Origin of the sequence: Nocardioides lijunqiniae, from assembly GCF_015024225.1 — a bacterium.
Taxonomy (GTDB): Bacteria; Actinomycetota; Actinomycetes; order Propionibacteriales; family Nocardioidaceae; genus Nocardioides; species Nocardioides lijunqiniae.
Genome location: NZ_JACJGM010000003.1, coordinates 239,380 through 250,135 on the forward strand (window position 1 = coordinate 239,380; position 10,756 = coordinate 250,135).

Sequence of the window (10,756 nt, forward strand, 5' to 3'; positions counted from 1 at the left end):
TCTGCACATCGCCACACCGCACAATTTCCTGAACTATTCGCACACTGACGGAGGACAGCCCGACATGACGGTCCGAGACGCCGACCCGACCGGCCTGCACCGGGTCCTCGACGACACCGTCGTGCTCCCGCAGGCCGCCGCCCGCCTCGACACCCGGCGCGAGCTGTGGCCCGACGAGGTCCGCATCCGCGTGGAGCGGCTCAACCTCGACGCCGCGTCGTTCCGCCAGCTGGAGCGCGCCCACACCGTCCAGGGCCACGTCGACCGCGACGCGCTGCGCGCCGAGGTGCTCGACATCGTCGCCACCCGCGGCAAGATGCAGAACCCCGAGACCGGCTCCGGCGGCATGCTCGTCGGCGTCGTCGAGGAGGTCGGCCCGGCCTCCCCGCTCGGGCTGCGCGTCGGCGACCGGGTCACCACCCTGGTCTCGCTGACCCTCACCCCGCTGGTCATCGAGGACGGCCTCGCCGGCTGGGACGGCCACGACGAGCAGGTGCCCTGCGACGGCTACGCCGTCCTCTTCGGTCGCTCCATCGCCGCCGTGATCCCCGACGACCTGCCCGCAGCGCTCAGCCTCTCGGTCATGGACGTCTGCGGCGCCCCCGCACTCACCGCCCGCGTCGTCTCCGGGTACGCCGACGCGACCGTCGCGGTCATCGGCGGCGGCGGCAAGTCGGGCTCGCTGAGCCTCGCGGCCGCCCGCCAGGCCGGCGCCCGCCACCTGATCGGAATCGTGCCCCACGAGGAGGAGGCCGCACGGCTGCGCGCCTCGGGGCTGGCCGACGAGGTGGTCGTCGCCGACGCCCGCAACCCGGTCGCGCTGCGCGAGGCCGTCGAGAAGGCCGGGGGACCGGCCGACGTCACCGTCGTCTGCGTCGACGTGCCGGGCTGCGAGGGTGGGGCGATCCTGGCCACCGCCGACCGCGGCACGGTCGTCTTCTTCTCGATGGCCACGTCGTTCTCCGCCGCCGCGCTCGGCGCCGAGGGCCTGGCCGCCGACGTCACCATGCTGGTCGGCAACGGCTACGTCCCCGGCCACGCCGCCTACGCCCTGCAGCTGCTGCGCGAGTACGACGGCGTCCGCTCGCTCTTCGAGAGCCGGCTCGCATGAGCCGCCGGCCCCACGGCAAGCTCGACCTCGACCCCGCCACCGTCAAGCAGGCCCGCGCGCTCGCGCGCAAGGTCGGGCGCCCGATCGTCACGACCGCCAAGAAGCACACGACCGTCGCCGTCGAGCGGGCCACCCTGCGTCTGGCCGGCCTCGAGGGCGCCGACGCCGAGGGCACCCCGTGGGTCAACCGGCTCATGGACGTCGTGCGCGCCGACACCGGCCTGGAGCACGGCGTCGCGCTCCCCGTCTGGGACGCCCTCGCCCGCGGCGAGGCCGGCGACCTGGTCTCGCTGGCGCAGAAGGCCTCGGCCGGGTCGGTGACCTTCCGCCTCCCCGAGGGCAGGGACGCCGCCCGCGCCCGCACCGCCTCGCGCAAGCAGGTGGGTCGCGGCATCAAGCGCATCGACCAGCGCCGCGTCGAGCGCGACCGGATGATCAAGCGCCAGGGCGACGCCCCGCGCACGCCGTGGATCTACCTCATCGTCGCCACCGGCGACATCTACGAGGACATCCCGCAGGCCCAGCAGGCCGCCCGGGAGGGCGCCGACGTCATCGCCGTCATCCGCTCCACGGGCCAGAGCCTGCTCGACTACGTGCCCGAGGGGGCCACCCGCGAGGGCTTCGCCGGCACCTACGCCACCCAGGAGAACTTCCGCCTGATGCGCGCGGCCCTCGACGAGTCGGGCAAGGAGCTGGGCCGCTACATCCGCCTGACCAACTACGCCTCGGGCCTCTGCATGCCCGAGATCGCGGCGCTGGCCGGCATGGAGCGGCTCGACATGATGCTCAACGACTCGATGTACGGGATCCTGTTCCGCGACATCAACCCCGTGCGCACCTTCGTCGACCAGCGCTTCAGCCGCCAGGTCCACGCCCGTGCAGGCATCATCATCAACACCGGCGAGGACAACTACCTCACCACCGCCGACGCCATCGAGGCCGCCCACACGGTCACGACCAGCCAGCTGCTCAACGAGTACTTCGCCAAGGAGGCCGGTCTCGAGGACTGGCAGCTGGGCCTGGGTCACGCCTTCGAGATCGACCCGGAGGTGCCCGACTCCTTCCGCATGGAGCTGGCGCACGCGCTCCTGGCCCGCGAGCTGTTCCCCGCGGCCCCGCTGAAGTGGATGCCGCCCACCCGCCACATGACCGGCGACGTGTTCCGCGGCTACCTCCTCGACGGGTTCTTCAACCTCGTCGGCGCCCTCACCGGCCAGGGGATCCTCCTGGTCGGCATGATGACCGAGGCCGTCGTCACGCCCTGGATCTCCGACCGCGACCTGGCGCTGCAGAACGTCCGCTACGTCATGAACGCCGCCGGCGAGCTGCACCGCGACTTCCGCCCCGAGCCCGACGGCTTCATCGTCACCCGCGCCAACCAGGTGCTGGGGGAGTCGCTGGAGCTGATGGAGCGCATCCTCGAGCACGAGCACGGCCTGCTCGACGCGATCGCCGACGGGACCTTCGGGCTGATGAAGCGTCCCGCCGACGCCGGCCGCGGCCTCGACGGCGTCGCCAAGAAGTCCAGCGTCTACTACAACCCGGCGTCCGAGATCCTGGAGGAAGCGTGAGCGAGCAGGACAGCTCCGGAGATGTCGAGACGGTTGCCGAGCAGCCTCCGACACCGCCGGAGGGCAGCATCGTGCGGCCCTACGGCGACACCACCGGCGACGGGATGGTGCAGATCAGCTTCACCCTGCCGATCCCGCACTCCAAGGTCGCCGAGGGCGCCGCGGCGCAGCTGGCCAACAAGATGGGCATGGACCCCGCGCTCGTCGTGCACGCCAAGCCGATGGGACCCGGCTTCACGTTCTTCGTCGTCTACGGCCGGGTCAACCACCTGGTCGACACGAGCAAGGTCGTGGTCGTCGAGCGCGACTACCCGCTGCTGACGCCGAAGGAGGCCAACGCCGCCATCAAGCGCGCGCTGCGCCGCCGGCTGACCGTGGTCGGGGCCTGCATCGGCACCGACGCCCACACCGTCGGCATCGACGCGATCCTCAACATCAAGGGCTTCGCCGGCGAGAAGGGCCTGGAGTACTACCGCGAGCTGAAGGTGGTCAACCTCGGCGCCCAGGTCTCGGTGCCGCAGCTCGTCGAGCGCGCCCGGGCCGAGAAGGCCGACGCCGTGCTGGTCTCGCAGGTCGTCACCCAGCGCGACGCCCACCTACTCAACACCCGGGAGATGTCGGCGGCGTTCCGGGAGTCCTACCCCTCCGACCGCCGTCCGCTGCTGATCGTGGGCGGGCCCCGCTTCGACGAGGCCATGGCCGGCGAGCTCGGCGTCGACCGCGTGTTCAGCCGCGGCACGACCCCCGGCGAGGTGGCCTCCTACCTCGTCCACCAGCTCACCCAGAGGAAGGCCTCCTGATGACCGCCGCGCCCGACGCCGCCCCCGACACGGCCCCCGACACCCGGGTGGGCACCCGCGTGGTGCACCGCCGCTACGTGCCCTACTCCCACGCCCACTACGCCGGCAACCTCGTGGACGGCGCCTACAGCCTGGGCCTGTTCGGCGACGTCGCCACGGAGATGTGCATCCGCACCGACGGCGACGAGGGTCTCTTCGCCTCCTACTCCGACGTACAGTTCCGCGCGCCGGTGCACGCCGGCGACGTGCTCGAGGTGACCTGCGAGCTCGTGCGCGCCGGCACCCGCTCCCGGGTGATGGACTTCGCCGTCCACGTCGTCGCCCGGGGCGCCGCCACGCCGGAGCGACCCGGCGCCGCCCAGGTGCTGGACCCGCCGGTGGTCGCCACGACCGCCACCGGCACCGTCGTCGTCCCCTAGTCGGCTCCTGGCCCGCTGTCGCCATGTTCCGTGCTCGGCGTGCCGCGGCGCGACACGCCGTCCCAGCACCGATTTTGCACAAGTTCCGGGCCGTCGCCATGCCGCGCCTGACCTGCGGCTTCTCGCGTTCTCCCAGGTCACACGCCGCTTGACACCCGTGGCGGACGGAGCCAGGGTCACTGCGTCCGCCCACGCAGTCGTGGCCGGCGTACCGACGTCCGAGTGGCCGGGTCGGAGGGTGAAGGCGCCACTCACCTGTCCGACGTGGTTCGCGGAGGTCGGTACGCCCCTACGAGGGTGGACCCGGAAGGGCCCCTCGCCCCCTAGACAACGTCCCGGTCCCGGCAGCCGGTCGTGACGGGGACGGCCGACGGGGCCGGGGGCTCTTCCGGACCTGCCGTCCCGTCCTGCCTGCCAGACCCTCCCGCCGGACCTGCCTGGCGGGCCTGCTCTCGGGCCACCCGGTAGTTTTCACCTTGTGCTGCAGCGGACCCTCCTCGCGCTGGCCGCCGGCCTGCTGCTCTCCGTGGCGTTCGAGCCCGTGGCCTGGCCCGTCGTCGTCCCGTTCGCCGTCGCCGGGTTCGTCCTGAGCACCCGCGGCCTGCGGGCGCGCTCCGGGTGGGTGCCGGGCGTGGCCTTCGGGGTGGCGTTCTACTTCACGCACATCTGGTGGATGCGCGACTCCATCGGCCCGGACGCATGGGCGGCCCTGTCCGGCATCGAGGCGGCGTTCTACGGGGCTCTGGGCTCGGTGAGCGCCGTCCTCCAGCGGCGACGGTGGTGGCCACTGTGGGTGGCCTGCGCCTGGGTGACGATGGAGGTCGTGCGCAGCGGCTGGCCCTTCAGCGGGATGCCGTGGGGGCGGCTGTCCTTCGCGGTCGTGGACACCCCCGTCGCCCCGGCCCTGGCCTACGTCGGCGCGGTCGGCGTCAGCCTGCTGCTGGCGGCGCTGGGCTGCCTGCTGGCGTGGACCGTCCGGGCCTCCGGGCGCGAGCGGCTAATCGCCGGGGGAGCCACGGTCGGTCTCCTGGCCCTGACGCTGCTGCCGGCGATCGCGCCGTACGAGCTGGAGCAGACGGGCAGCGCCACCGTCGCGGCCGTGCAGGGCGACGTGCCCGGTCCGGGCAACGACATCCTCTACGACTTCGAGCAGGTCACCCAGAACCACGTGGACGCCACCATCGACCTCGCCGGGCGGGTGGACTCCGGAGAGGCTCCCCGTCCCGACTTCGTGCTCTGGCCCGAGAACTCCACCGCGAGCGACCCGTTCTCCGACGCCTCGGTCAACGCCGGCATCCGCGCGGCCACGACGGCGATCGGGGTGCCGGTGGTCGTGGGCGGCATCGTCGACGCCGGGCCCGACCACGTGCTCAACCAGGGCATCGTGTGGGACCCGGTCACCGGCGCGGGGGAGCGCTACACCAAGCGGAACCCGGTGCCGTACGGCGAGTACATCCCGTTCCGCAAGTACCTCTCCGGCACCTTCGGCAAGCTCGCCATGATCCCTCGCGACATGCTCAGCGGTACCCGTGTGACCCCGCTGGACGTCGCCGGCATCAGCGTCGCCGACTCGATCTGCTTCGACATCGCCTACGACGACGGCATCTACGACCAGGTCACCCGGGGCGCGGAGCTGTTGACCGTGCAGACCAGCAACGCCAGCTTCATCTTCACCGACCAGATCGACCAGCAGTTCGCGATGACGCGGCTGCGCGCGGTCGAGACCGGCAAGTGGCTCGTCGTGGCCTCGACCAACGGCATCTCCGGGGTCATCGCGCCCGACGGCGAGGTGGTGGCCACGGCGGACCCCCGCACCCGTGCGGTGCTCCTGGAGGAGGTGGGCCTGATGGACGGGGTCACGCCCGGGGTGCGGCTGGCGCCGTGGATCGGCCGGGCCTGCGTGGTCCTGACCGTCCTGGGCGTGCTTCTGGGCGCTCTCCCGTATCGTCGTAACCCCACCACCGCGGGCGCCGAGCCCGCGCCGGCCGAGCCCGCCAAGGACGAGGTACTGACGTGAGCACCGACGACCTCGGACGTGTCGTGATGGTCGTCCCGACCTACAACGAGGCCGACAACCTGCCCTGGATCGTGCAGCGCCTGCGTCGGGCCGAGCCCGACGTCGACGTGCTCGTGGTCGACGACGACTCGCCGGACGGCACCGGTCGGATCGCCGACGCGCTCGCCGCCGACGACCCGCAGGTGCGGGTGCTGCACCGGGCCGTCAAGGCCGGGCTCGGGGCGGCGTACGTCGAGGGCTTCGGCTGGGCCCTGGACCAGGGCTACGACGTGATCGGGGAGATGGACGCCGACGGCTCCCACCAGCCCGAGCAGCTGCACCGCCTGCTGACCGCGCTGCGCGACGCCGACCTGGTCGTGGGCGCGCGGTGGATGCCGGGCGGGTCGGTGGTCAACTGGCCCTGGACGCGCCAGGCGCTCTCGCGCGGTGGCAACCTCTACGTCCGGCTGCTGCTGGGGATCTCGGTGCGCGACGCCACGTCGGGCTTCCGGCTGTTCCGGCGCAGCACCCTGGAGAAGATCGACCTCCAGGCGGTGCGCTCGACCGGCTACGTCTTCCAGACCGACCTCGTCACCCGGGCGCTGCACGCCGGGCTGACCGTGCGCGAGGTCCCGATCGAGTTCGTCGAGCGGGTGCGCGGCGACTCCAAGATGACCCCGCACGTCGCCCGGGAGTCCCTGCTGCGGATCACCCAGTGGGGTGTCGCGGAGCGGACCCGGCAGGTACGCCGTGCGCTGCGCCGCGGTCCGGGCGGAGGCGCCCGATGAGCGCGCGACGCCGCAGCGGACTGGGCTGGCTCCTGGTCCTGGCGCTCGTCGTGGTGCCGCTGCTCGAGATCTTCGTCCTGATCCAGGTCGGCCAGGTGATCGGGCCCTGGTGGACGATCCTGCTGCTCGTCCTGGACAGCATCATCGGTGGCTGGCTGATCCGCCGCGAGGGGGCCCGGGCCTGGCGCTCGCTCAACGCCGCGATCGGCAGCGGCACGATGCCGGCGCGCGAGCTGGCCGACGGGGCGCTGATCCTCATCGGCGGGACCCTGATGCTGAGCCCGGGCTTCGTCACGGACCTCTTCGGCATCCTGCTCATCCTGCCGGTCACCCGCCCGGCGTTCCGGCGGCTGCTCACGACCTTCGCCACCCGCCGGGTCCTGGTCGCGACCACGCGCAGGGCTGCGACGCGGGGCCCCGGTGGTCCGGGCGGTCCTCCGGGTCCGGGCCGTCCTCGTGGTCCGGGCGGTCCGGGCGCGGGCGACGTCGTCCAGGGCGACGTGATCGACGACCCGCCCCGCTGAGCTTGGCCCGCTGAGGCGCGCGGTGCGCGACCCGGTCGGACTGGCGGCGTACGAGGAAGAAGAACGCCCCGACCCGGCAGGGCCGGATCGGGGCGGTGCGTGCGTCAGGCGCTCAGGCCGTGGCCTTGCGCTTCTTCGCGTTGGCGCGGTGGAGATGGGCCGGGCCGATCTCGCCTCCGCGCAGCAGGTCGAGGCGCTCCTTGAGGATGTCCTCGAGCTCCTTCTCCGAGCGACGCTCCAGCAGCATGTCCCAGTGGGTGCGAGCCGGCTTCTCCGCCTTCTCGACCTTCTCGATGCCGTCGGTGCTCAGCCCCTCGGCCCCGCAGCGCGGGCACTCCCAGATCGCCGGGACGTCGGCCTCGACCGACATCGTGATCTCGAACACGTGCCCCTGAGGGCACCGGTAACCGACCTGCTGCCGGGCAGCGAACTCGATCCCGCGCTCGTCCTCGAAGCTCTGGCCTCCGAGCCGTGCGCCACGCAGTGTGCGCTCCGCCATTGAGGCACCTCCAAACTAGTGTTTCCCCCGTGGAATTTCGTCTCCGGACATGTACCCACAATCAAGCCCGGTGAATCCCGGTCTGGACCGTGCTGCACGCTGTCCGTATCTGTTCAACGTTAGCGAGCGCCCCAAAGATTCCGACAATTGCCGAGTGCCTCGCCCCGCTGACGGTGTGAGCGCGCTCACGCGCGTGCGGCCCCGGGGCCTGCGGTTTGGTCACCAACCGCAGGTCTGAGCCTCCCGAACGTGCGGTTTGTGACCAAACCCCACGGGGCCGCGACCCGCAGCGGCGCCCGCTCAGACGACCTTCGGGACGACGTTGCCGGCCTCCTCGATGCCGCGACGCGGGTCGACGCGGTAGAGCAGGGCGCCGCCGACGACGAAGAACAGGATCAGGGCGAAGATGGCCGGTCGGTAGGAGTCGGTGAGCTGGTGGACGAGACCGAACACCAGGGTGCCGAGCCAGCTCGTGCCACGCTCGCACGCCTGGTAGAGCGAGAAGTACTCCGCCTCCCGCCCGCGGGGGATGAGCTGGCTGAAGAACGAGCGCGACAGCGCCTGGGTGCCGCCGAGCACGAGGCCGATGCCCACGGCGAGACCCAGGAACATCCCCAGGCTCTTCTCCGGGATGAAGTAGCCCACCGTGACGATGACCATCCAGATCCCGAGCCCGACCAGGATGATCTTGCGGCTGCCGCTGCGCGCGGCCAGCTTGCCGAACAGCAGGGCACCGAAGAACGCCACGAACTGCACCAGCAGGATCGTCGCGATCAGCACCGAGGTGCCGAAGCCGAGCTCCTTCTCGCCGTAGATCGAGGCCGAGGCGATGACGGTCTGGATGCCGTCGTTGTAGAAGAGGTAGGCCAGCAGGAACGTCAGCGTCATCGGGTAGTTGCGCATGTCCTTGAGCGTCGCGCCGAGCTGGCCGAAGCTCTGCCGCACCAGTCCGCCGGGCTCGCGCTCGACGGCGACCGGCTCGCGGTTGCGGATGACGCGGTAGGGGATGATCGTGAAGACCGCCCACCAGATGGCCGCCGAGAGCATGCTGACCCGCACGGCCATGCCGGTGCTCATCCCCAGCGACTCGTGCAGCGTCACGACGGCGAGGTTGACGGCCAGCAGCAGGCCGCCGCCGAGGTAGCCCATGGCCCAGCCGCGCGAGGAGACGCGGTCGCGCTCGTCGGGCTCGGCGATCTCGCACAGGATGGCGTCGTAGACCACCAGCGACGATCCCAGGCAGATGTTGGCGATGAAGAGCAGGAGCACGCCCAGCTGCCAGTTGTCGCCGGCGACGAAGAACATGCAGCCGGCCGCCACGCTGCCGGCCCAGGCGAACCCGGCCATGATGTTCTTCTTCTTGGGCGAGCGGTCGGCCATGGCGCCGACGATCGGCAGCAGCAGCGCCGAGAAGATCGTGGCGACCGTGACGACGTAGAAGACCAGCGATCCCGGCGAGATGCCGAGCCCCAGCACCTGGAGGTTGTCGGTGCACTTCAGGCCCTTGTCCTCGTCGGTGACGAAGCCGCAGGCGGCCTGCTCGGCGACCGAGGTCAGGTACGGCGCGAAGAGGACCGTCGCGATCGTGGTGACGTAGGCGCTGTTGGCCCAGTCGTACCAGTACCAGGCCCTCTGCTCCCGGGCGCGGTTGAGCGGTCCGAGGTCGGCGACACCGGTGGTCTGGGTCGTCATGTGGTCTCCCTCCATTGGCCGCGCTCCTGAAGCACGGTCTTGAGCAGATCGGTGCGGTCCGTGAACAGGCCGTCGACCCCGCGGTCGAGCAGCTCCCTCATCTCCTCGGGAGCATCGACGGTCCAGACGTGGACGTGGCGGCCGGCGGCGTGCGCGCGGCGTACGAGGCCGCGGGTGGCGACGACCACCCGGCGTCGCCGGTGCGGGACCTGGAGCGCGGCGACGCGGCGCCGCGTCAGCAGGTGGGCGAGCCGGCCGCTGGGCAGCAGGCGGAACGCCGCCACCTCGAGCGGGTGCGCGGAGGTGGGGACGCGACCGTGCGTCAGGTCGCGGAAGCGCTGCAGGCGACGCGCCTTGAACGAGCCCACGAGCACCCGGTCCCAGGCGTCGTGCGCGGCGATGAAGTCAGCCAGCGCGGGAGCCGCCGCGTCGGACTTGAGGTCGATGTTGAACCGGGCGTGCGGGAACTCCTCGAACAGCATCTGCAGGGTGGGCACCTGCTCACGGCCCCCGACCAGCGCGCGCCGTACCTCCTCGTACGTCGACGAGGCGACGCTGCCGGTGCGGTCGGTGACGCGGTCGAGCACGTCGTCGTGGAAGGCCAGCAGGACGCCGTCGCGGGTCAGGTGGACGTCGGTCTCGAGGTAGTCGTAGCCGAGCGCGACCGCGTGGCGGAAGGCGGCGGCGGTGTTCTCCAGACCCTCGATCTCCGGGTGGTAGACCCCGCCGCGGTGCGCGAACGCCAGCACGGAACCGGGCTGCGCCTGGACCTCGTCGAGGAAGGCGAACCCCGTCAGCGGTGACGTCACGGGGTGAGTATCCACCCCGCGGCGCCCATTTCGTGGCGGCACGGGACAGGCGACCCGGATCCCTCGGTTCGGCCCTGTGTGCGCCACCAGGCACAGGACCGCTGCGGGGCAGGTGTCTGGACCGGCTGGACGACCTCGGCGCGCGTCCGCCACCGGGTTGCGCCGAGGTCTACGGTCGAGGGATGGAGACCATGAGCTGTCCTCGTTGCGGAGCGGACATGGTGTCGCGTGCACTCGGCGACGGTGAGGTGAGCCAGTGCCCCGAGGGGCACGGCGTCTTCCTGTCGCGTCTCGACCTCGGCGCCCTCACCGAGGCCGAGCTCGACTGGCACCGGCACGCCGGCCAGCACACCGCACCCCTGCCGCGCATCACCGCCGACATGACCGAGGCGCCCCCGAGCGCGAAGGCCCCGGCGCGGGCGTGGGTGGAGACCCTGTTCGACTGAGCCTGGCTGCCTGAGCCGGGCTGCCTCAGGCGCGCGGTTTGGTCACCAACCGCAGGCCCGGGGCCCGGCGTCGTGCGGGGTGTTGACAAAACCCAAGGTCG

At 71.8% G+C, this 10,756-nt stretch carries 11 protein-coding genes; 8 read left to right on the forward strand and 3 right to left on the reverse strand.

Going from position 1 to position 10,756, the window contains the following annotated elements:
• Positions 1–64: 64 nt before the first annotated feature.
• The 7 genes from kdd to IRQ30_RS03490 all read left to right on the forward strand — a co-directional run bounded on the left by kdd (position 65) and on the right by IRQ30_RS03490 (position 7,209).
• Positions 65–1,111, forward strand: a complete 1,047-nt coding sequence (gene kdd, locus IRQ30_RS03460) for an L-erythro-3,5-diaminohexanoate dehydrogenase (RefSeq protein ID WP_193611630.1) — start codon at positions 65–67, stop codon at positions 1,109–1,111.
• Positions 1,108–2,682 carry a lysine 5,6-aminomutase subunit alpha gene (gene kamD, locus IRQ30_RS03465; RefSeq protein WP_193611631.1) on the forward strand — a complete coding sequence of 525 codons (1,575 nt, stop codon included), beginning with the start codon at positions 1,108–1,110 and terminating at the stop codon, positions 2,680–2,682. Before kdd ends, kamD begins: the two co-directional genes overlap by 4 nt.
• Complete coding sequence (gene kamE / locus IRQ30_RS24065; RefSeq protein WP_338089549.1) at positions 2,679–3,482, forward strand: lysine 5,6-aminomutase subunit beta; 804 nt, start codon at positions 2,679–2,681, stop codon at positions 3,480–3,482. Before kamD ends, kamE begins: the two co-directional genes overlap by 4 nt.
• Positions 3,482–3,901: a 3-aminobutyryl-CoA ammonia lyase gene (gene kal, locus IRQ30_RS03475; protein ID WP_193611632.1), complete on the forward strand. Its 420-nt coding sequence runs from the start codon at positions 3,482–3,484 to the stop codon at positions 3,899–3,901. The genes kamE and kal overlap by 1 nt, the downstream gene beginning before the upstream one ends.
• Before the next feature lie 478 nt (positions 3,902–4,379).
• Positions 4,380–5,918, forward strand: coding sequence for an apolipoprotein N-acyltransferase (lnt, locus tag IRQ30_RS03480; RefSeq protein WP_338089550.1), 1,539 nt, complete (start codon positions 4,380–4,382; stop codon positions 5,916–5,918).
• Entirely contained in the window at positions 5,915–6,685 is a 771-nt protein-coding gene (locus IRQ30_RS03485) for a polyprenol monophosphomannose synthase (RefSeq protein ID WP_338089551.1), read from the forward strand. Before lnt ends, IRQ30_RS03485 begins: the two co-directional genes overlap by 4 nt.
• Positions 6,682–7,209, forward strand: a complete 528-nt coding sequence (locus IRQ30_RS03490; RefSeq protein ID WP_193611633.1) for an FxsA family protein — start codon at positions 6,682–6,684, stop codon at positions 7,207–7,209. The genes IRQ30_RS03485 and IRQ30_RS03490 overlap by 4 nt, the downstream gene beginning before the upstream one ends.
• A 112-nt stretch (positions 7,210–7,321) precedes the next feature.
• Here IRQ30_RS03490 and IRQ30_RS03495 read toward each other — a convergent pair whose 3' ends face one another.
• The 3 genes from IRQ30_RS03495 to IRQ30_RS03505 form a co-directional block, all read right to left on the reverse strand.
• The gene (locus IRQ30_RS03495; protein ID WP_134739243.1) at positions 7,322–7,708 is read right to left on the reverse strand and encodes an RNA polymerase-binding protein RbpA; all 387 of its coding nucleotides are present in this window, start codon (positions 7,706–7,708) and stop codon (positions 7,322–7,324) included.
• Positions 7,709–8,008: 300 nt separating this feature from the next.
• The gene (locus tag IRQ30_RS03500) at positions 8,009–9,400 is read right to left on the reverse strand and encodes an MFS transporter (protein ID WP_193611634.1); all 1,392 of its coding nucleotides are present in this window, start codon (positions 9,398–9,400) and stop codon (positions 8,009–8,011) included.
• A complete protein-coding gene (locus IRQ30_RS03505) occupies positions 9,397–10,209 on the reverse strand; it encodes a glycerophosphodiester phosphodiesterase family protein (protein WP_193611635.1) in 813 nt (270 codons plus the stop codon). The genes IRQ30_RS03500 and IRQ30_RS03505 overlap by 4 nt, the downstream gene beginning before the upstream one ends.
• A 191-nt stretch (positions 10,210–10,400) precedes the next feature.
• On the opposite strand from IRQ30_RS03505, the gene IRQ30_RS03510 reads away from it, so the two are divergent.
• Positions 10,401–10,655, forward strand: a complete 255-nt coding sequence (locus tag IRQ30_RS03510; RefSeq protein ID WP_227463468.1) for a TFIIB-type zinc ribbon-containing protein — start codon at positions 10,401–10,403, stop codon at positions 10,653–10,655.
• Positions 10,656–10,756: the final 101 nt, after the last annotated feature.

Coding starts and splice junctions, on each gene's coding strand:
- kamD (WP_193611631.1), top strand. CDS start 1,108: ATGAGCCGCCGGCCCCACGGCAAGCTCGACCTCGACCCCGCCACCGTC.
- kal (WP_193611632.1), top strand. CDS start 3,482: ATGACCGCCGCGCCCGACGCCGCCCCCGACACGGCCCCCGACACCCGG.
- IRQ30_RS03490 (WP_193611633.1), top strand. CDS start 6,682: ATGAGCGCGCGACGCCGCAGCGGACTGGGCTGGCTCCTGGTCCTGGCG.
- IRQ30_RS03510 (WP_227463468.1), top strand. CDS start 10,401: ATGAGCTGTCCTCGTTGCGGAGCGGACATGGTGTCGCGTGCACTCGGC.
- IRQ30_RS03500 (WP_193611634.1), bottom strand. CDS start 9,400: ATGACGACCCAGACCACCGGTGTCGCCGACCTCGGACCGCTCAACCGC.
- kdd (WP_193611630.1), top strand. CDS start 65: ATGACGGTCCGAGACGCCGACCCGACCGGCCTGCACCGGGTCCTCGAC.
- IRQ30_RS03495 (WP_134739243.1), bottom strand. CDS start 7,708: ATGGCGGAGCGCACACTGCGTGGCGCACGGCTCGGAGGCCAGAGCTTC.